This is a genomic window from Paenibacillus lemnae (assembly GCF_012933385.1).
Classification (GTDB): Bacteria; Bacillota; Bacilli; order Paenibacillales; family Paenibacillaceae; genus Paenibacillus_AQ; species Paenibacillus_AQ lemnae.
In genome coordinates this window covers 86,764-110,964 of the sequence record NZ_JABBPN010000015.1, presented here as the reverse complement: position 1 = coordinate 110,964, position 24,201 = coordinate 86,764, and the positions used below count along the sequence as shown (strand labels likewise).

The 24,201-nt window shown below is 51.1% G+C and carries 25 protein-coding genes; 24 read left to right on the top strand and 1 reads right to left on the bottom strand.

All coding sequences use genetic code 11. The features are described 5' to 3' along the window. Positions 1 to 293: 293 nt before the first annotated feature. The 20 genes from hprK to HII30_RS15620 all read left to right on the top strand — a co-directional run bounded on the left by hprK (position 294) and on the right by HII30_RS15620 (position 19,590). A complete protein-coding gene (gene hprK, locus HII30_RS15715; protein ID WP_169505988.1) occupies positions 294 to 1,232 on the top strand; it encodes an HPr(Ser) kinase/phosphatase in 939 nt (312 codons plus the stop codon). Between the two features lie 11 nt (positions 1,233 to 1,243). Next, positions 1,244 to 2,344 (top strand): prolipoprotein diacylglyceryl transferase, encoded by a 1,101-nt coding sequence (gene lgt / locus HII30_RS15710; protein ID WP_169505987.1) that lies wholly within the window; start codon positions 1,244 to 1,246, stop codon positions 2,342 to 2,344. 11 nt (positions 2,345 to 2,355) lie between these two features. Continuing rightward, positions 2,356 to 3,003 carry a pyrophosphatase PpaX gene (gene ppaX / locus HII30_RS15705; RefSeq protein WP_169505986.1) on the top strand — a complete coding sequence of 216 codons (648 nt, stop codon included), beginning with the start codon at positions 2,356 to 2,358 and terminating at the stop codon, positions 3,001 to 3,003. An 11-nt stretch (positions 3,004 to 3,014) separates the two neighbouring features. Next, complete coding sequence (locus tag HII30_RS15700) at positions 3,015 to 3,533, top strand: acyltransferase (RefSeq protein ID WP_169505985.1); 519 nt, start codon at positions 3,015 to 3,017, stop codon at positions 3,531 to 3,533. Positions 3,534 to 3,704: 171 nt separating this feature from the next. After that, positions 3,705 to 4,934, top strand: coding sequence for an acyltransferase (locus HII30_RS15695; protein WP_169505984.1), 1,230 nt, complete (start codon positions 3,705 to 3,707; stop codon positions 4,932 to 4,934). A 288-nt stretch (positions 4,935 to 5,222) separates the two neighbouring features. Further along, positions 5,223 to 6,422 (top strand): ATP phosphoribosyltransferase regulatory subunit, encoded by a 1,200-nt coding sequence (locus HII30_RS15690; protein WP_169505983.1) that lies wholly within the window; start codon positions 5,223 to 5,225, stop codon positions 6,420 to 6,422. Between the two features lie 30 nt (positions 6,423 to 6,452). Then, positions 6,453 to 7,094 (top strand): ATP phosphoribosyltransferase, encoded by a 642-nt coding sequence (hisG, locus tag HII30_RS15685; protein ID WP_169505982.1) that lies wholly within the window; start codon positions 6,453 to 6,455, stop codon positions 7,092 to 7,094. A 45-nt stretch (positions 7,095 to 7,139) separates the two neighbouring features. Beyond that, on the top strand, positions 7,140 to 8,456 hold the full coding sequence (gene hisD / locus HII30_RS15680; protein WP_169505981.1) for a histidinol dehydrogenase: 1,317 nt from the start codon (positions 7,140 to 7,142) through the stop codon (positions 8,454 to 8,456). Continuing rightward, positions 8,446 to 9,048: an imidazoleglycerol-phosphate dehydratase HisB gene (hisB, locus tag HII30_RS15675; RefSeq protein ID WP_425496000.1), complete on the top strand. Its 603-nt coding sequence runs from the start codon at positions 8,446 to 8,448 to the stop codon at positions 9,046 to 9,048. Before hisD ends, hisB begins: the two co-directional genes overlap by 11 nt. A 3-nt stretch (positions 9,049 to 9,051) precedes the next feature. Continuing rightward, on the top strand, positions 9,052 to 9,663 hold the full coding sequence (gene hisH, locus HII30_RS15670) for an imidazole glycerol phosphate synthase subunit HisH (RefSeq protein WP_169505980.1): 612 nt from the start codon (positions 9,052 to 9,054) through the stop codon (positions 9,661 to 9,663). Between the two features lie 37 nt (positions 9,664 to 9,700). After that, positions 9,701 to 10,432 (top strand): 1-(5-phosphoribosyl)-5-[(5-phosphoribosylamino)methylideneamino]imidazole-4-carboxamide isomerase, encoded by a 732-nt coding sequence (gene hisA, locus HII30_RS15665; protein WP_211184623.1) that lies wholly within the window; start codon positions 9,701 to 9,703, stop codon positions 10,430 to 10,432. A gap of 110 nt (positions 10,433 to 10,542) precedes the next feature. Further along, a complete protein-coding gene (hisF, locus tag HII30_RS15660; RefSeq protein WP_169505998.1) occupies positions 10,543 to 11,301 on the top strand; it encodes an imidazole glycerol phosphate synthase subunit HisF in 759 nt (252 codons plus the stop codon). Between the two features lie 14 nt (positions 11,302 to 11,315). Then, positions 11,316 to 12,011, top strand: a complete 696-nt coding sequence (gene hisIE, locus HII30_RS15655) for a bifunctional phosphoribosyl-AMP cyclohydrolase/phosphoribosyl-ATP diphosphatase HisIE (protein ID WP_169505997.1) — start codon at positions 11,316 to 11,318, stop codon at positions 12,009 to 12,011. A 17-nt stretch (positions 12,012 to 12,028) separates the two neighbouring features. Next, positions 12,029 to 12,847 carry a histidinol-phosphatase HisJ gene (hisJ, locus tag HII30_RS15650; protein WP_169505979.1) on the top strand — a complete coding sequence of 273 codons (819 nt, stop codon included), beginning with the start codon at positions 12,029 to 12,031 and terminating at the stop codon, positions 12,845 to 12,847. Positions 12,848 to 13,033: 186 nt separating this feature from the next. Then, positions 13,034 to 13,981 carry a ribose-phosphate diphosphokinase gene (locus tag HII30_RS15645; RefSeq protein WP_169505978.1) on the top strand — a complete coding sequence of 316 codons (948 nt, stop codon included), beginning with the start codon at positions 13,034 to 13,036 and terminating at the stop codon, positions 13,979 to 13,981. An 89-nt stretch (positions 13,982 to 14,070) separates the two neighbouring features. Beyond that, entirely contained in the window at positions 14,071 to 15,792 is a 1,722-nt protein-coding gene (locus HII30_RS15640) for a tetratricopeptide repeat protein (RefSeq protein WP_169505977.1), read from the top strand. Between the two features lie 54 nt (positions 15,793 to 15,846). Beyond that, positions 15,847 to 16,800, top strand: coding sequence for a thioredoxin-disulfide reductase (trxB, locus tag HII30_RS15635; RefSeq protein WP_169505976.1), 954 nt, complete (start codon positions 15,847 to 15,849; stop codon positions 16,798 to 16,800). A gap of 249 nt (positions 16,801 to 17,049) precedes the next feature. Further along, the gene (locus tag HII30_RS15630; protein WP_169505975.1) at positions 17,050 to 17,535 is read left to right on the top strand and encodes a hypothetical protein; all 486 of its coding nucleotides are present in this window, start codon (positions 17,050 to 17,052) and stop codon (positions 17,533 to 17,535) included. A gap of 460 nt (positions 17,536 to 17,995) precedes the next feature. Then, on the top strand, positions 17,996 to 18,379 hold the full coding sequence (locus HII30_RS15625) for a hypothetical protein (RefSeq protein ID WP_169505974.1): 384 nt from the start codon (positions 17,996 to 17,998) through the stop codon (positions 18,377 to 18,379). A gap of 167 nt (positions 18,380 to 18,546) precedes the next feature. Next, positions 18,547 to 19,590 (top strand): CotH kinase family protein, encoded by a 1,044-nt coding sequence (locus HII30_RS15620; RefSeq protein ID WP_343045118.1) that lies wholly within the window; start codon positions 18,547 to 18,549, stop codon positions 19,588 to 19,590. Positions 19,591 to 19,644: 54 nt separating this feature from the next. On the opposite strand, the gene HII30_RS15615 is transcribed toward HII30_RS15620, so the two are convergent. Further along, a complete protein-coding gene (locus HII30_RS15615; RefSeq protein ID WP_169505973.1) occupies positions 19,645 to 20,634 on the bottom strand; it encodes an ABC transporter substrate-binding protein in 990 nt (329 codons plus the stop codon). Between the two features lie 211 nt (positions 20,635 to 20,845). Here HII30_RS15615 and HII30_RS15610 point away from each other — a divergent pair, with 211 nt between their 5' ends. From HII30_RS15610 to HII30_RS15595, 4 genes are all read left to right on the top strand, one after another. Continuing rightward, a complete protein-coding gene (locus HII30_RS15610) occupies positions 20,846 to 21,856 on the top strand; it encodes a FecCD family ABC transporter permease (protein WP_169505972.1) in 1,011 nt (336 codons plus the stop codon). Next, the gene (locus HII30_RS15605) at positions 21,846 to 22,829 is read left to right on the top strand and encodes a FecCD family ABC transporter permease (protein ID WP_169505971.1); all 984 of its coding nucleotides are present in this window, start codon (positions 21,846 to 21,848) and stop codon (positions 22,827 to 22,829) included. Before HII30_RS15610 ends, HII30_RS15605 begins: the two co-directional genes overlap by 11 nt. A gap of 127 nt (positions 22,830 to 22,956) precedes the next feature. After that, positions 22,957 to 23,457, top strand: coding sequence for a YcxB family protein (locus HII30_RS15600; protein WP_169505970.1), 501 nt, complete (start codon positions 22,957 to 22,959; stop codon positions 23,455 to 23,457). Between the two features lie 159 nt (positions 23,458 to 23,616). Then, positions 23,617 to 24,030, top strand: coding sequence for a hypothetical protein (locus HII30_RS15595; RefSeq protein WP_169505969.1), 414 nt, complete (start codon positions 23,617 to 23,619; stop codon positions 24,028 to 24,030). Positions 24,031 to 24,201: the final 171 nt, after the last annotated feature.

The window sequence follows — 24,201 nt, the reverse complement described above, 5'->3', positions numbered from 1 at the left end:
AAACTCAAACAGCGCGCGCCGATTGAGTTTCGGCACGCGCTGGCTGCTTAGTTTTTTTCATCTGTCTACTTGACAGGGGTATGACCAACAGGGCGGTTTTTTATTTCAACTGGGACTTTGAGAAAATACGGTACTCACTAGAATGTGATGGAATGGTTACGCATACAGCCCCATTCTCGACAGGGGTGCCATCATTGCAATTGCCACCGAATTCCTGTTAAGATATCAGGAAGTAAGAATCTAGAAGGTCCATAAATTTGAAACTCTACATAGCAATGAAAAGGGGTACGACAATGGCCAAGAAAGTAAAAGTATCCGAGCTTGTACAGCAGTTCCAGCTCGAGGTCATTTCAGGTGACGAAGGCCTAAAACGGCAAATAACGACGGATGACCTGAATCGTCCGGGACTGGAAATGGCCGGATATTTTGAATATCATCCGATTGAACGTGTGCAGCTGTTGGGACGGACGGAGCTTGCTTTTTATGCCATGCTGAACCCGGAGGAACGTCAAGACCGCATGGTCCGGCTGTGTACAGATGAAACGCCGTGTATTATAGTCACCCGTTCTCTGGATGTTCCAGAGGAATTGGTTGCCGTCAGCAATGAGCAGGGCATCCCTGTTCTTCGCAGCAGTATGGCCACAACGACACTGACAAGCCGGATCACCGGTTTCCTGGAACGCAAGCTTGCGCCGACCACTACAATTCATGGCGTGCTGTGCGACGTATATGGAGTAGGCATGCTCATTACCGGAACCAGCGGTATCGGGAAAAGTGAGACTGCTCTTGAACTTGTCAAAAGAGGACACCGCCTGATTGCAGATGATGCGGTAGAAATCCGTCAAACCTCTGATTTTCAGCTGCATGGTACGGCGCCGGAACTCATCCGGCATTTGCTGGAAATCCGCGGTGTAGGCATCATTAATGTGATGACCCTGTTTGGGGCGGGTGCGGTGCGCAATAATAAACGGATTACGCTGGTGATCCGGCTGGAAGCTTGGCAGCAGGATAAACAGTATGATCGTCTGGGATTGGATGAGGAAACGACACAGATCATTGACACGGATATTCCTTTGGTGACCATACCTGTTCGCCCAGGACGAAACCTGGCGGTTATTATTGAGGTTGCAGCCATGAATTACCGTTTGAAGCAAATGGGTCTGAATGCTGCACTTCAGTTCACGAACAAATTGACGGCAACGATTGCCGAAGATATGGATGATATGGACTAGGGGGAAAAGAAATGTCGTTGCTTATTGACCCGATCGCGTTCAAAATTGGATCGCTTCCGGTGCATTGGTATGGAATGATTTTGGGTTTTGGTGCTTTAATGGGATTGCTGCTGGCCATCCGGGAAGGTAAGAGATTCGGAATTCCGCAAGAGTTCTTTATGGATCTGCTGCTTCTGGGTGTGCCTTCAGCCATCATTGCCGCTCGTATCTATTATGTGGCATTTAAGTGGGAAGATTATCGAAATAACATATGGGATGCCTTCAAAATCTGGGAGGGCGGCATCGCCATCTACGGCGCTTTGATTGGTGCAATTATTTGCGCCATCATTTACGTGCGGCGTCAAGGCTACAACTTTTGGCGAATTGCGGATATTTGTGCGCCTTCGCTGCTGATTGGTCAGGCGATTGGACGCTGGGGTAACTTTGTGAATCAGGAAGCTTATGGCGGACCGGTGGAAGAGTCTTTTTTACGCAGCACGCTTCACCTGCCGGACTTCATAGTAAACCAGATGAATGTAAACGGTGTGTTTCACCACCCGACCTTTTTGTATGAATCCCTGTGGAACTTTGCAGGCATTGCCCTACTTATGATCCTGCGAAGACAGCGGTTCCTGCGTGCGGGGGAGCTGTTTATCGGATATTTCATCTGGTACTCGATCGGGCGGTTCTTTATTGAAGCGGTCCGTACCGACAGCCTCGCTTTCCAAGGACCTTCAGCATTGGCCTCCTTCCTTAACGGATTATGGAGTCCGATGACCTGGATGGGCTTTGAACAGGGCTTTCTGGATCCATCCTACGGAAATATTCGTATATCCCAGCTGCTTGCGGTTGTCATCGTAGTAGCTGCAGTGATCCTTATCATTGTACGGAGAAAGACAGGCAAAGCAGATGTACGTTACAGTGATCCTATCGTAAGCACTAAAACAGGTGCTGCACCAACACCGGAAGCGGATTTGAACCGCAAAGAGCGTACAGGTGCTCATGCACCATCTTCTTCATCTGCGGTGCAGGATGCTGCCTCATCACCAACGACGGAGCGGCTCCAAACCGATCAGAACGTACACTCGGACATTGAACAAGATACTACCAAAAAAGAGAAGCAGGACAAATAAGGAGTAAGTGAATGATTGAAACCGTATTGTTTGATTTAGATGGCACGATTATCGACACCAATGATCTGATCATAGCTTCATTCATGCATGTGTTTGAGAAAGGACCGACAGGTCCTTTAACGCGCGAGGGCATTATTCCGCATATGGGAACTACATTGGAATACCAGCTTCAGACGTTCTCCGGCAAGGAGGATGTCACAGAGCTTGTTCCCCTGTACCGGGCCTATAATCAGGCGCATCATGATGACATGGTGAAACCATTTCCATACGTGAATGAAGTGGTGGAGCAGCTGCACAAACAAGGCATTGCTATGGGAATCGTGACGACCAAGATTCGTCCGTCCACGCTCATGACACTCGACAAGTTTAACCTGGCACCTTATATGGATGCCGTTGTCACCGTAAGCGATGTAGAGCATCCGAAGCCGCATCCGGAACCGGTGCTAACTGCAATGAAATTACTGGGGAGCCGTCCGGAAACTACGCTCATGATTGGCGACAGTACCGTAGATATGCAATCGGCAAAAGCCGCCGGCGCTCTAGCCGCGGGAGTAGCCTGGTCGCTAAAAGGCGAAGACATGCTCCGTCAATACGGGGCGGATTATATTTTGCGAGACATGCGTGATGTGTACGACCTGCTGAAACCGAATCAGGAATAGGAGCCGTTCATATGGCCAGAAAGGTAACCCGCTACCCCGTGGAAGGACATAATGCCTTATGGCATATTTATCGAACCGTCAGTCCATGGAAAGGGGTCCGAAATTTTATATTTATCCAGCTTGCCCGCTATTGCCCGGTGCTTTCTATGAAAAACTGGATTTATCGCCGTGTGCTGGGCATGAAGGTCGGCAGGCATACCGCTTTCGGACTGATGGTTATGGTGGATGTGTTTTTTCCAGAAAAAATAACCGTAGGCGAAAACTCGGTGATCGGGTACAACACCACCATTCTGGCGCACGAGTATCTGATCCGGGAGTACAGGCTGGGTGAAGTGATCATCGGGGAAAATGTGCTGATCGGCGCGAATGTTACCATTTTGCCAGGCGTTACGATCGGAGATAGTGCTGTCGTGGCGGCTGGTGCGGTGGTGCATAAAGATGTGGCGCCCGGCGCTTTTGTAGGCGGGAATCCACTGCGGGACCTGCAGCGAAAAACACCGGAAGAAGAGACAGTTACATCCAATCGCTGAAGTTTGGTTCCCATAAAGCCTGATATGTTGTAAAATGAATAGGGCTGTAACAGCACAGTATGACGATTTTTATGAGGAGTCCTTCGGGTTATGTGCCGTGAGGGACTTTTTTATTGCCGCCATCCTGACGGCGGATTCTAATAACCTTTTGCAATCTGGAGGGGGATACACATGGAAGCCACCACGATCAAGAAGAGGGAGAGGCTGCCGCAGCTGGATATATACCGGGCTCTGGCCATATTGGGTGTCCTGCATGTCCATGCCACCTCGTTTGCCACTGTGGATGCGGTCGATTCCCGATTTTATTTTATTATTAATTTTATCAATATCTTCTTTAAATACGGGACACCGTCGTTTATATTTCTGAGCAGTTTTGTTCTCTTTTACAATTACTATGACCGTCCATTAAACCGGAGCCTGATCACCAACTTTTATAAAAGAAGGCTGCTCTACATTCTGCTACCGTATGTGCTGATCTCGATTGGATATTTCTTTGTCCGTCTGTATCAGAACGGGGTGCTGAGTGGTCCGCTGGATTGGAGCGTCCTGCTGCCTGACTTTTGGGACAGGCTCACTACCGGTAAGAACTATACGCACTTATATTTTGTATTTATCAGTTTGCAGTTTTATATTCTGTTTCCTGTTTTCTTGATGCTGTTTAAATCATCGAAGTTTCTGGTCCGTTGGGCTGTGCCGATCGGATTCCTGCTGCAGTGGGGATTTATCATCTGGAACAAGTTTGACCTGCAGTACGCGAACAAAGGAAGTCTTGCGATTTCCTATATGGCCTATTACCTCCTTGGCGCTTACCTGGCTATTCATTATGATAAGTTCAAGGCTTGGCTGACCTCGGGCTGGAAGAAACAGACCTCACGTCAGAAGATCGGTACAATTGTGCTGTGGGCTGGCTGGCTCGCCATGGGGATTTCCCATGTGATGCTGTGGTATAATGTGCGCCTTTACAGTGCGAAATATGACTCGTTATGGTACGAATTCTTTTGGAACATGCATACCGTATTCTCGGCGATTGTGCTGATGCAGCTGACCAACTGGCTGTTCAACAGCGGATGGAAGAAGATCACCGGACTTCTTGCACGAATTGGCGAGCTGTCCTTCGCCATCTATCTGGTGCATCCGCTCTGGCTTGCTTACTACAGGCTGCATGATTTCAATCTGAATCCTGTGACGGATGACTATCTGATCTGGGTGTACGGCGGTATGATCACCGCGCTGCTGGTGAGTGCCCTGGTAGTGCAGACCGTAATGAAATATGTTCCGGGAGCCTGGGTGCTTCTGGGCAGCATTCCGCGTTCCTTGAAGCCCAAGGTGCCTGGAGACTCAAAAGGTCAGCCCAAGCGGGACGTTACGTCTGGAGACAGCAAAAAGTCAGTTGATTTGTAATCACAGCAGCCGTTGCTGCAGTGAAGCTGATCTTTGGAGATGAGGACCGTCCGGATTGCATCCGGGCGGTTTTTTGTTTGGCATGTTAAGTAGGTTATAATAGCAGCAGTACGTTATTTTTAAAGAGGGCAGCGCCTCAATTGACGGTCAAGCCAGAGATGTGGTAATATAGCCATTATCCTTTACTTTATTAGCAAGGTAGCACTTTACCATGATAAAGAATATACGGGCCCGTGTTCTTGTGAATGTGGTCCGGTTATTGAATATAGAACCCGAGGTGAATACGTCATGTCCAAACCGAAAGGCTTTGAAAAACCGGCCGGTGTCCGGGATTATCTTCCTCATGCAGTAGCCCGGCTGCGCCAGATCGAAACACAGGTGCTGCAGTGTATGGAACGCTGGGGATACCGGCAAATCATGACACCGACGATTGAATTTTATGATACGGTCGGGGTGGCCAGCTCGACATCCGATCAGAAGCTGTTTAAGCTGCTGAATAACCGAGGCACAACGATGGTGCTCCGCTCCGATATGACAGCACCGATTGCGCGGGTCGTCTCGTCTCTTTTGAAAGAAGAAGCACTGCCAATTCGCTTGTCTTATCATGCCAATGTATTCCGCGCGATTGAAGAAGAAGCGGGACGCGAGGCAGAATTTTATCAGACCGGTGTAGAGCTGGTTGGTGATGATTCACCGGAAGCGGATGCCGAGGTCGTGGCACTGGCGATTGAAAGTCTGCGCGCCGCCGGTGTTCATACCTTTAAGATGGCCATGGGCCATATGGGATTTTTAAATGGATTGCTGCAGGAGATCCTGCCGGATCGTCCAGCGGACCAGGAGAGCCTAAAACGCGATCTGCTCAGCCGGGATTATGTCGGCTACCGCAATACGATTGAGGCCTTGAATCTGCCGGAGCAGGAGGCTGCCAGGCTGGAAGGCATTCTGCGCTTGCGCGGAGGCCGTGAAGTAGGTGATGCGGCGATGGAGCTGAGCACAAACCCGCTGGCACGGGCTTCGATCGAGCATCTGTGCAAAGTCTGGGATGTGCTGGAGGCCTACGAGGCTTCTGAACATGTACTGATCGATCTGACCATGATCGGAGATTTCTCCTATTACACAGGCATGACCTTTGAAGGCTATGCTGCTGAAATCGGTTCGCCTGTGGCCAGCGGGGGCCGATATGACAAGCTGCTGCAGCAGTTTGGACGGAGCGTGCCGGCAACAGGATTCGCTCTGAAAACGAACCGCATCCTGGATGGTGTGTCCGCGCAAGAAGAAGGCCGTCAGAAGCCGGTCCTGATTCAGTACACCCTGGAGCATCGAAAAGAGGGGCTCGCGCGGGCTGCGTCAATGCGGAAGGAAGGCCGAATTGTGGTAACTTCGCTGATGGGTGACCCTGATCACGGAATTTCCAGAGATGCAAGAGATCAAAAGTCAGGGACTTCTCTTCTTCATCAAGGCTATGAGGAGATTGTAACCCTTCAATAGAACAATATTATAGACAGGAGGTGTTCTGTCATGGCAGAAACCCTAAAAGTAGCGATGCCGAAAGGCCGGATATATAAAAAAGCTTCAGCTTTGTTCCGTCAGGCCGGGCTGCCGATTCCGCTGGACGTAGATGAGACCCGAAAGCTGGTCATTCCACTGCCGGAGGCGGGAATGGAGTTTATTCTTGCCAAGCCGGTGGATGTACCGACTTATGTGGAGTACGGGGTTGCCGATATCGGTATTGTTGGCAAGGATGTGCTGATCGAGGAAGACAAGGATGTGTACGAACTGCTGGATCTGGGAATTGCCCGCTGCCGTATGTCCGTGATCGGTCTTCCTGACTGGACGCCTGGCATTCGGCAGCGTGTGGCGACCAAGTATCCCAATACGGCGTCCCGTTATTTTCGTGAACAGGGACAGCAGGTCGAGGTCGTCAAGCTCAATGGCTCCATCGAGCTTGCGCCGCTGATCGGGCTGGCTGACCGCATTGTCGATATGGTGGAAACGGGTCAGACCCTGCGGGAGAACGGACTTGTAGAGATGAACAGTATTTTTGAAATTACGAGCCGTCTGGTTGCCAACCGGGTCAGTTACCGGATGAAGAACAGTGAGATTCAGGCATTGTGCGACCGGCTGCAAAAGGTGATTTATACAGGAGAAGTTTTGAAATAGATATGGGTACAGAGTAAGGAAAGAAGCGGGCAGGAGGAATCAGGGATGAAGATCATACCGGCACAGGAGTTTGAAATGAAGCGGGAAAGTGACTATGGTACGCCGGAGCAGAATGCAGCCGTCAAGGAGATCATACAGGCTGTACGCCGTGAAGGGGATGCTGCTCTGCTCCGGTATACGGAGCAGCATGACAAGATAAAGCTGATCGCAGGCAGTCTTCGCGTACAAGAAAGCGAGCTCCAGGCAGCCTACGATCAGGTAGAGCCTTCCTTCGTGAACGCCATTCGGGCTGCAGCGGAGCGCATCCGCAGCTATCATCAACGACAGAAGCGTAATTCCTGGATGGACCTGCAGCCGGACGGCAGCATTCTGGGACAGATTATCCGCCCGCTTCAACGCGTTGGGGTATATGTTCCTGGCGGTAAAGCCGCCTATCCTTCATCGGTGCTGATGAATGTCATTCCTGCCCAGGTGGCGGGTGTACCGGAGATCGTGATGGTGACACCACCGGCAACCGGCGGCACGGAAGGGATTAACCCGTACATTCTGGTAGCTGCGGCAGAAGCCGGTGTGACGGAAATGTACCGGGTGGGCGGAGCGCAGGCCATTGCGGCCCTCGCCTATGGCACTGACAGCATCGCGCCGGTGGATAAAATCTGCGGCCCGGGCAATATTTATGTTGCGCTGGCAAAGCGTGAAGTGTACGGCGCTGTTAACATTGACAGCATCGCCGGACCGAGCGAGATTGTAGTGCTGGCTGATGATACCGCAGAGCCTTCCTATGTAGCAGCAGATCTGCTGTCTCAAGCAGAGCATGATGAGATGGCTTCTGCCGTGCTCGTGACACCGTCCCGTCAACTGGCCGAAGCAGTAGCTGTCGAAGTAGAGCGTCAGCTGGAGCTTTTGCCGCGGAGAGACATTGCACGTGCATCCATAGACAGCTATGGAGCTGCCGTAGTGACAGCATCGCTGGATGAGGCGATCTCCATTGTGAACCGGCTGGCTCCGGAGCATCTGGAGATCATGACACAGGATCCGATGGAGATCATGGGGTCCATTGAGAACGCCGGCGCGATCTTCCTCGGACCTTACAGTTCCGAGCCGGTCGGCGATTATTTTGCAGGACCAAACCATATCATCCCGACGAACGGTACAGCACGGTTTTCCTCACCGGTCGATCTGGACGATTTCATCAAGAAGTCGAGCATGATTTATTACAGCAAGGAAGCCCTGCTTCGTGACGGAGAGACGATCATGGAGCTGGCACGCCGGGAAGGCTTTGAAGGCCATGCAAGAGCGATCGCCATCCGGCTGGAACAGGAACAGGCATCACAAACAGGGGGCAATGATCATGAGCTTTGAAGCCAAAGGGCGGACGTCCAGCGTCAGCCGTAAAACCAATGAGACGGATATTTCTCTGAAATTTAACGTGGATGGAACCGGAGTTTCTGAACTGGAAACCGATGTTCCTTTCCTGAATCATATGCTGGACCTGTTCACAAAGCATGGCCAGTTCGATCTTAGCGTGAACGCCAAAGGAGATATCGACATCGACGATCATCATACCGTTGAGGATATCGGCATCTGCCTCGGCCAGGTGCTGAGAGAAGCTTTGGGTGACAAGAAGGGGATCAAGCGGTATGCCAGCGTGTTCGTTCCGATGGACGAAGCCTTGGCACAGGTTGTGATTGATATCAGCAACCGGCCTCATTTTGAATACCGTGCAGAGTATCCTTCCCAGCAGGTAGGATCCTTTGATACGCAGCTGGTGCACGAGTTTTTGTGGAAGCTGGCGCTGGAAGCGCGCATTACGCTGCATATTATCGTGCATTATGGCCAGAACACGCACCATATGATCGAAGCCGTCTTCAAAGCGCTGGGCCGTGCACTGGATGAGGCGACCCAGATTGATCCGCGCGTGACAGGCGTACCTTCCACGAAGGGAGTGCTGTAGCATATGGCCATTGCGGTAGTGGATTACGGCATGGGCAACCTGCACAGCGTCAGCAAAGCGGTGGAGCGGCTCGGCTATGAGCCGCTGGTCACCGGCGTGCGGGAGGAGATTCTTTCCGCTGACGGCATCATTCTGCCGGGCGTGGGCGCTTTTGGCGATGCGATGGAACATCTGCGGGAAAGCGGAATGGACCAAGTTATGCTGGAAGCGTCATCCGGGTCTACACCGCTGCTGGGCATCTGCCTCGGCATGCAGCTGCTGTTTAGCGAAAGTGAGGAGCATGGCAGCCATAAGGGACTGGACATCCTCCCGGGCAAGGTGGTGCGCTTTACGGGCGGAGAGGTTAAGGTACCTCATATGGGATGGAACAGCCTTCAATTCCAGAAACCGGAGCATCCGCTATTTGCGGAGCTTGAGGAAGGGCATGTGTATTTTGTCCATTCCTATCATGTTCTTCCTGAAGCAACAAGCGACCTGCTGGCCGTGACCGACTATGGACAGCCCGTGACGGCCATTGTCGGCCGGGATCATGTATACGGTATGCAGTTTCACCCTGAGAAGAGCGGGGAGCTTGGCATGAGTCTGCTGCGCGGCTTTTTGGCTATGACGAAATAGACAAGCAAATCAATCATTTGAGGAAGCGGGGATAACGATGTCATCGTTCATTATGTATCCGGCCATTGATATTCGTGGCGGCATGTGTGTAAGACTTGTACAGGGTGATTATAATCAGGAGACGGTCTACAACGACAGTCCGCTGAAAGTGGCGCGTTCCTGGGAAGAGCAGGGCGGCAAATATATTCACCTGGTTGATCTGGACGGAGCAAAGGCAGGACATCCTGTCAATGATGAGATTATTGCGAAAATTGCAGCAACGGTAGGCGTACCGGTACAGGTTGGCGGCGGGCTGCGCAAGCTGGAAGATGTAGAGCGTCTGCTGTCTCTCGGCGTCAGCCGTGTCATCATCGGAACAGCGGCGATTGAAGATCGAGTCTTTACGGAAACCGTACTGGGCAAGTATGGAGACAAGGTAGCCATCGGCATCGATGCAAGAAACGGCTATGTTGCAACACGCGGCTGGCTGGAAACTTCCGAGGTTCAAGCTGAAGTGCTGGCGAAGGAATTAGCGGCCAAAGGTGCCGAAACCTTTATCTTTACGGACATTTCCCGGGACGGCATGATGCAGGGCCCGAATGTGGAGGCCATTGTTTCCCTGGCAAAAGCGAGCGGACGCACCGTTATTGCTTCTGGCGGGGTGACCCGTCTGGAGGATTTGACTGCACTCAGCAAGCACAGCGCAGACGGTGTTGGCGGTGCGATTGTAGGCAAGGCACTGTACACGGGCAGCATTGATCTGGCGGAAGCAATAGAATTGATCGGTTGATAAAAAGAGAGAGACGACAGCATCGTACGGCGGCCGGTGATCATCCGGGGGCTGAATGAGGCTTTCGTCTTCCTATATTTTGAGAGATGAATAAGGGGAGATGGGACACCATGCTGGCCAAACGGATTATTCCTTGTCTGGATGTAAAGGACGGACGGGTCGTAAAAGGGGTTAACTTTGTCAACCTGCGTGATGCGGGTGATCCGGTGGAGCTTGCGGCGCTGTATGACCGTGAAGGTGCTGATGAACTGGTCTTTCTGGATATTTCAGCTTCGGTGGAAGGCCGGGCGACCATGGAGGAAGTCGTGCGTAGAACAGCGGGAGAAATCGCAATTCCGTTTACAGTCGGAGGCGGGATCTCTTCCGTGGACGACATGAAGCGGATCCTGCGCGCCGGTGCTGACAAGATCGGTATGAACACGGCCGCGGTGAAGCAGCCGGAACTGATTTCTGCCGGTGCACGCCGTTTCGGCTCCCAATGCGTCGTTGTCGCAGTGGATGCGAAGTACAATGCAGATTGGGACGAATGGGAAGTGTATACCCACGGCGGACGGAATCCTACGGGCATAAAGACACTGGATTGGGTCAAGGAAGCGGAGTCGCTGGGTGCTGGTGAAATCCTGCTGACCAGCATGGATGCTGACGGTACGAAGGATGGATTTGACCTGGATCTGACCTCAGCCGTGTGCAGCACCATATCCATACCGGTGATCGCCTCAGGCGGAGCCGGTAAAGAGGATCATTTCTATGATGTGTTTACAGCCGGTAAGGCGGACGCGGGACTAGCCGCTACTATTTTTCACTATAAGGAAATCGGCATTCCGCATTTAAAACAACAATTGAAGCAAAAAGGAGTGGAAATCCGTTGAGCGTACATGATGAAATGATGCAGGATCTGTCCCTCCAGCAGGTGCTGGAGCATATCCGCTGGGATGGGGACGGCTTGGTACCAGCCATTGTTCAGGATGCCCTCAGCAAGGAAGTGCTGATGATGGCTTATATGAACCGGGAATCGCTGCAGCTGACGCTGGAAAAGGGGGAAACCTGGTTCTGGAGCCGCTCCCGTCAGGAGCTGTGGAATAAAGGCGCAACCTCAGGCAATACCCAGGCTGTGGTATCCCTGTCGTATGACTGCGACGGCGATACGCTGCTGGTTCTGGTCAATCCGAAAGGCCCGGCCTGCCATACGGGCGAGAATACCTGCTTCTTCAACACGATCACACTGCAGGGACAATCCACTTTGTCTGAGGGCACGGCAGAGGCCGAGGAAGTGCGCGGCCGTTTTGATGTCCTTGGAGAGCTGGAAGAGATCATTGCAAAGCGGGAAGTCGAGCGTCCGGAAGGGGCATATACGACCTACCTGTTTGATAAAGGCGTAGACAAGATTTTGAAAAAAGTCGGTGAAGAAGCGTCCGAAACGATTATTGCAGCTAAAAACGGGGATAACGAGGAGCTTCGGCTGGAGGTCAGCGACCTGATCTACCATCTGCTGGTGCTGCTGCAGGAACGCAAGCTGCCGCTGGATGATATCCTGGGAGAGCTGGACCGCCGTCATGAGCGTCCCCGCCGCGACGGGTAAGGAGTGTAAGCCAAACCATGCATATTGATTACCATACCCATCATGCTCGCTGCGGCCATGCGATCGGACAACTGGAAGAATACGTGAAGCGCGGGATCGAGATTGGACTGGATCATCTCGGCTTGTCGGATCATATGCCCCTGATCCATATCAAACCGGAGGAATATTATCCGGAAATGGCGATGTCCATGGACGAGCTGCCGCGTTATGTAGAGGAATGCCTTCTGCTGAAGGAGCGCTATAAGGGACAGATTGAAATTCGAATGGGCCTGGAAGGCGATTATATCGAAGGCTATGAGATGGAGATAGAGAAGATCATTCAGGATTACCCGTGGGATTATGTGATTGGCTCGGTGCATTTTTTAGGAAAATGGGATATTACCGATTACCGTCAGACCCATGGCTGGGAGGACAGAGAACCGATTGCCGTCTACCGCCGGTACTATGATGCTGTGCAGAAAGCAGCGGAGACAGGTCTCTATGATATCATGGGCCATCTGGATGTGATTAAACGGTTCGGATTCAAGCCGGGTCCGGAGCATGCAGATGAAGTGATTCACTTGGAAAATACAGCCCTTGCCGCCGTCCGTAAGAGCGGCAGCGTGATGGAACTTAATGCATCCGGCCTGTCGAAGGACTGCAAAGAGATGTTCCCCAGCCGCCGGATGGTGGAAGAGGCGATTGCGCTCGGCATACCGCTGACACTGGGGTCGGATGCCCATCAGCCCGGTAAGCTGGGCGAGTATCTGGATCAGGCTAGAGCGCTGCTGCAGGAACTCGGTGTTCGGCATCTGGCTGCATTTGAGGGCCGGGAGCGGGTCATGGTTGCTTTATAATGCTTTTATTGTAAAATAACGGTGTGTTGAGGCAGGCTGTTTTTCCAAACCGGTTTGTGATTTCTTACAAAGAATCTCATCCGGGGGTGGAGAGGCGGCCTGTTTACGCGACAGCGCTTTCTTCATGCGCTATAATAGAGTGGAAAACGCCGGAATTATTATATTTAGGTATCCCAGGAGGAATTCATGTATCAGAATCTTCGTCTGTTCGCCGGATCATCCAACCCGAAGCTGGCAGCGGACATTAGTGAACAGCTTGGGGTTGAGTTAGGCAAGATCAAAGTTGCCCGCTTTCAAAGCGGTGAAATTTACGTGCACTATGAAGAAAGCATCCGTAACTGTGATGTATTTCTGCTTCAGTCCTTCTCTCATCCTATTAATGAAATGTTCGTCGAGCTGCTGGTCATGATCGACGCAGCCAAGCGGGCTTCCGCACGGACTATTAACATTATCGTGCCCTACTACGGGTACGCGAGACAGGAACGGAAAGCGGCACCCCGGGAACCGATCTCAGCCAAGATGGTTGCCGATGTACTCACCACAGCAGGAGCAACCCGTGTGATTACCATTGATCTGCATTCACCGGCTATTCAGGGCTTCTTCAATATCCCGGTGGACCATTTAACAGCAATGGATCTGATTACTCATTATTTGAAATCCAAACATATTGAAAACCCCGTTATCGTCTCTCCTGACGCAGGACGGGCGAAGACGGCTGAGAAGCTGGCGAGCCGGCTGGATGCAAGGTTTGCGATGATGGTAAAACAGCGGCCGGCGCATAATGAAGCTGTCATCACCCATGTGGTTGGTGAAGTGAAGGGCCGTACACCAATTATTATCGAAGACCTGATCGATACCGGCTCGACCATCGTTCAAGTGGTGGAGGCACTGAAGCAGCGGGGGGCAAATGATGCTATAGTCTGTGCCACGCACGGGGTCTTTTCCGGTCAGGCGCTATATCGTCTGGACCATACCCATATTAAAGAACTGGTGGTCACGGATTCGATCGCCGTGCCGGATGATTACAAAGGTTTTGTGAAGGTGTTATCTGTTGCGAACATATTGGCAGAAGCCACCCATATCATTATGGAAGGCGGCTCTATCGCCACCCTTTTCAAAGACGCCGGTGTCTGAAAACCGGCGTGTTTTTTTCTGCAAACGGCAGTAGATCATGGTATACTGTTGAGGATAGAGGAGCAAGTTAAAGGAGGTGTCTTGCTTCGATGCATGAAAATTCATCAGGTTCCGAGAACCTGCACAATATTATTTCTATCGATTATAACGCTAATTTTTTCTTTGACCGTGCCGTCAAGTCGCTTGATCGGTACCAGTACGAGAAGGCGCTGAAATATTTTCGCAAAGCTGTTGAATATGAACCGGACAATCCTGTGAATCATTGCAACATGGCGGGTATATTATCAGAGACAGGGGATTATAAGGGCTCCAACCAGGTGCTGCAGCATATACTGGAGCATGTGGATGCCTCGATGACCGAGTGCTATTTTTACATGGCGAACAATTATGCCAACATGGAAAGCTTTGAAGAAGCGGAGAAAGCGCTGATCACCTATCTGGAGGAAGATCCCAGCGGTCAGTTTATGGATGAGGCAGAAGAGATGATGGAGCTGCTGCATTATGAGCTGAACCGCCCGACCAAGGTGAACAAGATCAAAAGCCGTGAAGGTATGGTTGAGCATGAACATGCTCGGAAGCTGCTGGAGGAAGGGAAATTTGCTCAGGCTGTCAAGCTTCTTGAAGAGATCGTAGCCGATTGCCCTGATTTTATGTCCGCGCGGAACAATCTTGCACTGGCCTATTACTATATGGGGCGTTTCGCCAAAGCCAAGGAGAGTATTCAGGGCGTGTTGGATGTGGAACCGGGAAATTTGCATGCCTTGTGCAACTTGGCGATCTTTTTCCAGCATGAGAACAATGAAGAAGAGTTGAGCATGCTGGTGGACATGCTGTCCGTCACTGTACCGTTTCACCAGGAGCATGTGTTTAAACTGGCGACCACTATGGGTATATTAGGCAAGCATGAGGCCGCTTACGGCCATTTCCGCCGCCTGTTGAAAGACGAGGAGTTCAGCAGTGATGCCAGCTTGTACCATTATACGGCAGCTGCTGCCTGCAACAGCGGAAGAATGGATGCTGCCGCTAAATACTGGCGTCACTGCAGAAAGCTTGATCCGACCAATGATGTACCCGATTTTTATCTGGCCCAGCTGGGACCGCTGCAGAACAGTGGAGCGGAATCGATGAAAGTGAGCTATCACTACCATCTTCCTTTTGAGGAACAGTTCAAGGCATGGGAACATCACGGGGAAGCCATGACGGAAGAAGCCAAGCATAATCCGCTAATTCGATCCTCTTTTTTCTGGGCGCTTCGCCACGGAGAACCTCACATCAAACTTCAGGTGATACAGACACTGGAGCTGATTGCAGATGAGGAGGTTCAGCATGCGCTGCAGCTGTTTCTTCAGGAACCTGGGGAAGATGCGGAATTAAAAGATGCGGCCCGTTTGGTGCTTATGCGGCTTGAAGGTCACAGTGGAGGCCACAGTGACCGGGATAACTCAGCACAGCACCGGGGGATTTTGCCGGAATGGCATGATGACTGGCAGCAAGTGCTGAATACGGTCTTCCAATGCATGGATAAGCGCAGCGACCCGTTCCGCAAGCGGGAAATCGGAAATCTGTGGTCGGCGTTTCTAAGCCGTATCTATCCGAACATTCCTAAAATGAGGAATATTCCCGGTTGGGCTGCTGCACTGGACTATACAGCTGCCAAAATTCGGGGCGGCTCTTCTACGTACGAACAAATGGCCGAGCGTTACGGGATATCGTCATCCACCGTACGCCGCTATGCCCGTCAGATGGATGTGATGCGGGCTGATCCGGAAGATAACCGCAGCGATTTCCGTCCTTTTACAGAAAAAGTGTAAAACCAGGACAATATAATAAACAGAACAAGATATAGGATAAAGGAGGCAATCAACATGTACAAATCAATCGTAATCGGAACCGGCCCTGCCGGACTTACTGCAGCAATCTATCTGGCACGTGCCAACATGAAACCGCTGGTGATCGAAGGCATGCAGCCTGGCGGTCAGCTGACGACAACAACGGAAGTGGAGAACTTTCCAGGCTTCCCACAAGGAATCATGGGGCCCGAGCTCATGGATAACATGCGGCAGCAGGCAGAACGTTTTGGCGCCGAGTTCAAAAGTGCCTGGGTAGAGTCCGTGGACTTTTCCAAGCGCCCGTTCAAAGTGAACGTGGAAGGCATGGGAGAACTGCTGGCAGAATCGGTCATTATCTCGACAGGGGCCTCAGCTAAGTATCTTGGCATTCCGGGTGAACAGGAGAATGTCGGCAGAGGCGTCAGCACCTGCGCAACCTGTGACGGATTCTTCTTCCGCGGCAAGAAGATCGTTGTCATCGGGGGTGGAGATTCCGCGATGGAGGAAGCCAGCTTCCTGACGCGTTTTGCCTCCAGTGTGACCCTGGTTCACCGTCGTGAAGAGCTGCGGGCTTCCAAGATCATGCAGGATCGTGCCAAGGAAAACGAGAAGGTACAATGGGCATTGAACCGCACTCCGCTTGAAGTTGTAACGAGTGAGACGGGCGTGAAGGGCTTGAAGGTCCGGAATAACGAGACCGGGGCGGAAGAGCTGATTGAAGCGGAAGGTGTATTCGTGGCGATCGGCCATACGCCGAACACCGGGTTCCTGGGTGGGCAGCTGACGACAGACGAGACCGGCTATATTCTAGTCAAGCCAGGTACGACCGAGACGAACATTCCAGGCGTCTTTGCCTGCGGCGACGTTCAGGACACCAAGTACCGTCAGGCAATCACGGCTGCCGGTTCCGGATGTATGGCAGCGATGGACTGTGAGAAGTTTATCGAAGGCCATATGGTTCATGACTGGAGCGAAACTCTTAATTCTTAATAAGTATGAGTGAAGGGGCTGTCCACAAGATTTTGAATCTTGAGGGCGGCCCTATTTTGCGTGCGCTGCGGGTGCGAAAGTGGTGGTGAGCGCTAGATGGGCTCGCTGACCGCGGTAAGCGGCGAATGTATGTGGTAAATCACATACATTCTGCGCCCGGCCGTAAACGCGTATGGCTTATGTTATAATATCTGGATAATAATTGGTATGCAGCAGGAGGGAATGGCCTGTAAGAAAGGAGCACGTGGATTGGAGAGTTATTTTAAAAGGAATAAGCTGACATGGATTGTGCTCGCACCATTGTTCGGTGGATGGTTGTTTAATATCATGATGCTCCAGGTGCCCGCATCGGGATTTTTGATCTGGACCATCAATATCGGCTTCGCGATATTTTGGTTTTGGGCGGGACGTCAGTTTGCACAGATGAATCGGAGCAAGCCTCAAAGCTTCCTGATGGGTAATCTGCTGTGGATATTATCTTTTGGTCTGTTTGTTTGGCAGTTTGTCTTTATCAATGATGAGTCGAGAAACCTGGTGTTGGCGCTGCTGTCTCAGCTGTACGTGGTGTTAATGGTGGCTATCGGCGCTCGATTCTATATGCTTATATTCTCGCCGAGTGTTATCGATTCAACGGAGATTACTATCTTGACGTATATTCTCGTGCTGGTCGTATTTGCTGCAGGCTTTATTTATGAGACATTCCGAAAACAAAAAAAGCCGAATCATACGCTTTAAGGCAGCTGCCGATCAGCTGTGTTCGGGCCCCTTCGGCCGGCATGACAACAACTGAAATTTTAAACAAATGCCTGGTCCTCGGTGTAAACATTCACTGAGGGCCAGGCATTTGTGTTACACGGTTGAATGGAAGACCAGCAGGTCTTTTTTTCACCATTGAGGGTGAAGAGCATATAGTATACAGACCACGTACCTATGAAAAAAGCACAGCTGCCGGCTGACAACTGTGCTGTATGAGTTTTAAAGCTGTAAACTCAGCGGTGTTTGCGTTTCGCAGGCCGACAAGGTCTGGTTCTTGCTGGTCCTGTACCGGGTCTGGTTCTGATACGTCTACGCTTTGGACGTTTCTTCGGTTTCCAGCCTTCGCTTGCCCAGCTGCGGTGGCCGCTGCTATGAGAGTGGTGCTCCCAGATGCCGCCGGAAGCAGGGTATTGCGCCCAGGAACCGGGAAGGGTACCCTGTGGACCAAGTCCAGGAGGACAAAAGCCGTGCGAGCCATGACCCTGAGAGTGGTGACCGTGTGAGCCATGTCCTTGAGAGCGGTGACCACTGGAGTGGTGACCGTGCGAGCCATGACCCTGGGAGCGTTGACCATTGGAGTGGTGACCGTGTGAGCCATGACCTTGGGAGCGATGCCCAGTGGAGTGATGGCCACGCGAGCCATGACCTTGGGAGCGATGACCACCTGAGCGGTGTCCGCTGGAAGCTTGGCCCAAGGAGTGATGACCAAGCAGGTTTCCTTCGACTTCACTTTGCCAAGGCCAAGGTCCGACTAGGGACGATACACGTGCTTGAGGCTGATCGGTGGACATTGCGGCGGCTGCATGTTTTGACTTTTTTATGATCACTGTCCATTCTCCTTTCGTATATCACTTGCATATGTTCCATCTCTATCTGTCATATCTTATGTAAAAGCGTGTAAAGTGGACTGGTCCAATGTAGGACTACAGCGCAATTTCAGCGATAGCCTGGTGAAGGTTCTCAAAGTCTTAACTCAAAGGAGGGCTTCAGGTGGGTTTACCGGTGTACCGGATTATGATCGAAGACAGAAAGCGGGAATGGCTCAATAAACATATCTGGTCGGAACAGTTCGTAGAAGCCCATATTTTATATAAAGAAAAAAAGTTTCCTGTTCGCATCCGATACCGCGGAGGACATACCCGGGAGTATCCCAAGCGGTCTTACGAAATTAGAACGGCCTCGCAAACCTATCATTTTAATGCAGAATATGATGATCCCTCCCTGATCCGGAATGCGCTCTCGTTTGAATTATTTGAATCTTTGCAAGTCCCGAGTCCCAAAACGAGGCACTGCCTCTTATATATTAATCAGGAGCGGGCGGGGGTCTATTTGCAAATTGAGGCGGTGAAGCTGCCCTTTTTTCGCAGGCGGAGTACTCCTGTAAAAAGCATTATGTATGCGGTCAACGACCATGCCGATTTTTCGGACAAACGCGCCGCGGGACTATCATGGTTTGCAGGCTATCGCCTTATCCATGGGCGGGAAGATGATCGTGCCAAGCTGGTTTCTTTTATCCGGGGTCTTCATGACCGCAGCGGAGATCGGCTAAGGCTTCATCTGCAATCGTCTCTGGATGTTGAGGCCTACCTTCGCTGGCTGTGCGGAGCTGTCTTGACCGGCAACTACGACGGATTCAAGCAGAATTATACGATTTTTGAGAACGGCGGCTCGGGATTATATCAGATGAGCCCATGGGATTATGAGGGAACGTGGGGCCGGAACTGTTTTGGGAAACCGGTGGGTGCCGATTTGGTTCGAGTGGCAGGCTACAATAAGCTGACTGATAAAGTGCTTTCTTTCCGGGATTACCGCCAGCAATACAAGAGCATGCTTAGCCGATATCTGGAAACCGTCTTTACAATCCCCAAGCAGACGGGCAGCGCGAGACGACACTTTGACCTCATTGCAGATGAGGTGCGACGTGGACCTGTGTACAAATGGACCCTGCAGGATTTCCAAGGAGAGATGACTGTCATCCGCAGATATATCGAGGACAGGAGAAACGTGATCGCAAGCCAGCTTTATCGGTTATAGCCTAAAAAAAACAAGGAACTGCAAGATGCAGCTCCTTGTTAAGGTTAACCCGGTTTAGTTGACTTCAAAATAAGCAGCAATCTCATCCAGCAATAGATTAGCAGCTTCGTAGCCACCGGCGAGATTCCATACGACTTCATTTACTTTATGAATTTCATTGTTCTTCGCCACATTCAAGCTTTTGAAGAGCGGTTCGTCCATCCATTCTTCGGAAGCCTTCTGCGCGTCTGTGGAGCCGGGGTCTTCCTGTGTGAAGTAGAATAGTACATCGCCATCCATTGCAGGAATGCGTTCTTTCGTCAGCTTCTCGATAAACTCATTCTTATCCTGGTCGGCAGGACGAGCAATCCCGAGCTGTTCCAGCAGCACACCGCTAAAAGTATCCTTCATATAAGTACGCACATCTGCAGCCGTGAAACGGACCACCGAAACTTTTGTGTCAGCCTTGTCTCCGAGCTTGGACTTCACGTCTTCCACACGCTGGTCAAACTCGGCAATCGCCTGCTCGCCTTCGGCTTTTTTATTGACGGCTTCCGTATAAAGCAGCATGTTGTTTTTCCAGTTACCAGAGAGCTCTTCGGCAAAAACAGTTGGCGCAATCTGTTTCAGCTGATCATAGATCTTCTCGTGTCTGACTTTATTGCCGATAATCAAATCGGGCTTCAATCCTGCAATTAATTCTACGTTCGGCTGTGTTTCTTCTCCGAGTACTTCCACGCCTTCCATCTGATCTTTAATATGATCATACCAAGGATCACCAACCCAGGATTGAACAGCGCCGACAGGCTTGACCCCTACAGCCAGCAGAGCTTCTGTACCTTCATTCGTCAGTATAACGACACGTTCAGGCGTACCAGTCAGTGTTTCTTCTCCCATTGCATGTTGGATGGTACGGGTATCGCCGTTCGCAGCAGCGCTATTAGAAGGCTCGGTGCCTGAAGCTGGTGTATCAGCAGTGTTAGTACCTCCGCAGGCAGTGAGCATAAGAATAGCGGATAAGGTCAGCATGACCAGCCAGGATTTATTGCGGAATAGTGATGACATTTAAACATTCTCCCCTTATGTATGGTTTCATCTTTGATAATGGGAATCATTATCAACTAGATAATTGCAATATAATTCAGCATAAAGATTCTGTCAAGCTTTAATTGAAAATGATTATCATACTCATTGACAGGTTTTACAACCCAAACTACAATAGAACATGTTGTATTCGGATTATCATCCTCAGCATCTTCAGGGAGATGACTTCATTATGGGATTGTTTCAAAGCCAGAGAGCACGCCTGCTGGGCTTACTTACAGGAGTGTTGCTTCTAACTGGTGTTATGCTGTTAAGTATACTGCTGGGCTTGCAGAACTTTCATATCAGCATGCTGCTTCATACATATCAAGCCTTCGACGGCTCAACCGAACATATGATTATTCGCGATACTCGGGTTCCACGTACTATTGTCGGAGCCGTGGTTGGCGCCGGACTCGCAGTAGCAGGAGCTGTAATGCAGGCCATTACCCGCAATCCGCTGGCATCACCTTCTGTATTTGGCATTAACTCGGGGGCCGTACTGTTTATCGTGATCGGCATTACGGTGCTGGGGGGCGGATTGAGTATGAGCGGCATGATTTGGCTTGCTTTTGCGGGCGCTGCGGTCACTGCTTTACTCGTATTTGTTCTAGGTTTTAGCGGTCCAGGCGGTTTTGCGCCCGTTAAATTAACGCTTGCCGGGTCTGCCATTGCTGCTTTCTCCGCATCGGTGACTTCTGGCATCATTCTCATTGATAAGCAATCGCTGGATCAGGCGCTGTTCTGGATGGTTGGCTCTGTAGTGAATCGAAACATGGAGCATGTCATGGCCATGCTGCCTTATGCTGCAGCCGGGCTGGTGCTGGCCCTTCTTCTATCCCGATCGCTTAATGTTGCAGCATTAGGTGATGAAGTGTCCAAGGGACTTGGCATTTCGCTGTTTCTGGTGCGCGCAGGGGCATGTATATCGGTCGTGCTGCTGGCTGGAAGCGGAGTTGCCGTCGCCGGTCCTATTGCGTTTATTGGCATGATCGTACCTCATTTATGCCGCTCGCTGGTAGGGCAAGATCATCGCTGGCTCATTCCTTATTGTGCAGTGGCCGGCAGCCTGCTGCTTGTATTGGCGGACCTGGTGTCACGGTTTGTGATCATGCCGAAAGAAGTGCCTGTCGGTGTTGCTACGGCTCTAATCGGTGTCCCGTTTCTGATCTACATTGTGCGGAGGAAATCTTATGTCTTATAGAAAAAGCATGACAGTGACAGCGTTGTCGATGCTGACCATCCTGCTTGCTCTAATCAGTATCTCTGTAGGCAGTACGACCATCCCGATGAGGGAAGTAATTGCTTCTCTGTTCGGATCGGCGGACGGCGGAAATTCGCTGATTGTCATTCAGTTTCGAATGCCGAGGGCACTGGCCGCTCTGCTTGTAGGAGCCATGCTTGCGGTATCGGGTGCTTTGCTTCAAGGTGTAATCCGTAACCCTCTGGCTGCACCTGATCTTATTGGAGTAACCGGCGGGGCTTCTGTTGCTGTTGTCTCTTTTATGACGCTCTATACCGGTATGTACAGTATGCAGTGGATTCCGCTCATTGCGATTCTGGGTGCACTTGCAGCGGGATCCTTAAATTACATGCTGGCATGGAAAAAAGGGGTATCTCCCCTGAGACTTGTCCTGATTGGAGTCGGCATCTCCACCGCGCTGAGCGCGCTGACCACATTTCTGTTGATCAGCGGTCCAGCCTATCTGGCTTCACAGGTGCTGAACTGGATGACAGGCAGCGTGTACGGCACCGGCTGGAAGCATGTCTCCGCTGCTGCCCCATGGGCCCTCGTGATCATTCCGCTGTCTTTTTTATTCTCGCGCTCGCTCAATGCCCAAGCTATGGGAGATACGGTGGCGACAGGGCTCGGCACCCGGATTCAGCGTGATCGGCTTCTCATTATGCTGTGCAGCATCGCACTTGCGGGTGCTGCTGTAGGTATCGCCGGTACGCTCTCCTTTATTGGTCTCATTGCCCCGCATATCGCCAGACGGATGGTTGGTAACGCTTATGGCGCCCTTCTGCCGACTGCGGCTTTAACCGGAGCTGTTATACTGCTGCTGGCGGATCTGGCGGGACGGATGCTGCTCCAGCCGCTGGACATTCCCGCGGGCGTATTTACCGCCGCGTTTGGAGCGCCGTTCTTTTTTTACCTGTTGTATAAAAAAATGTAGCTCCTCCCGATCTGCTAAAGTGCGCTGCTTCCGTAAAAAGAAGCGGCGCTTTTTTACGAAAAACCCTGTGTTATAATAGATCGGAGTCTGGCGTAGAACGTGTTGTTAAGGATAGGAGAGAGGATTAATGGAAGTAACGGTGGATTTGAATAAGGAAGATTTTTGGCGATTCAATCGCTATGTGATGTTTCATCTGCCTAAGTATAGAGTCATGATGTGGGCCGCGTTAGCCGCGATCCCTGTACTCAGTATAGTGCTGCTGAAATTTTCGGGCTTTGGATGGGTCTATTCCGTAGTGGTCGGTGTGCTTCTGGGGATCTTGTGTGATTTCCTGTTTGTGTACCGGATTAAGAGCCGCACGATGAGGATGGTCAAGCACACGCCGGGCATGCTGGGAGAGCGCCGGATCACGATGGACAGCTCCGCCATTCATGAAGTGACCGGGAAGAGCCAGCTGCGGTATCCCTGGAACGGAATCCATGAGCTCCGCAGGGATGAGGAATATCTGTTTGTTTTTGTGAATCCGCTTCAAGCGGTGATTATCCCACGGCGTTCCTTTACCAATGGGGAAGAAGAGGATAGTTATATAAAAGCAATAGAAGGTTTTTCCAAGAAGAGGTTTATCTGAAGTTATACGTACTGATCCATATCTATCATTCCCGGTATTTTGCCATGGAAGATACCAGCCTTTTCTATCAAATCAAGGCGAATAAGGGGAGTCCCGTCCAATCTCAAGCATGCCTTCTCTCATAGAATACACTATCAAAACGAGAGGAGATGCATGAACATGGCAAAGAGATTCCTGGATGCTCAGCTTAGTCTGGCTAACAATGGTACGGTGGCGGGAGGAACAGGTGTAACGACGACGCCGACACTCATTTTGACATTGGGTTTGGATCTCACTACAGCTGGCGCTAACGCTCAAGTGCACTTTCAAGGTACTGTAGGACTGACCATTGCGGCTGCTGAAACTATTACAATCCAAGTCACCAGAGGTGTCGGGGGTCCTGTAATATATGAAGTAGTTCAGGATTACGAAGCTCCAACAGCTGCTGTAACTGAAGTAGTAACTTTCACAGGTGCTGATTACCTGCCACCTGCAGCATTTACAGTGTATCAGGTACTGATTTCCGGTGGAGCGGGTACGACGGCGATCGAAGAAGGCCCGCTCAGCTTTACTGCTGCCGGCTACTCTGACTAATGGGATTCACCCTGAATTATGGAAAGAAGCTGTTCTTTGGAACAGCTTCTTTCCTTTGTTTATGGTCTCTTTTGATATACCTGTTGTTCTATTAAAATGAGGCGAACAGGTTGTATCCTGTCCAAACGTCGGCGCGCCTTCTCTCATAGAATACACTATCAAAACGAGAGG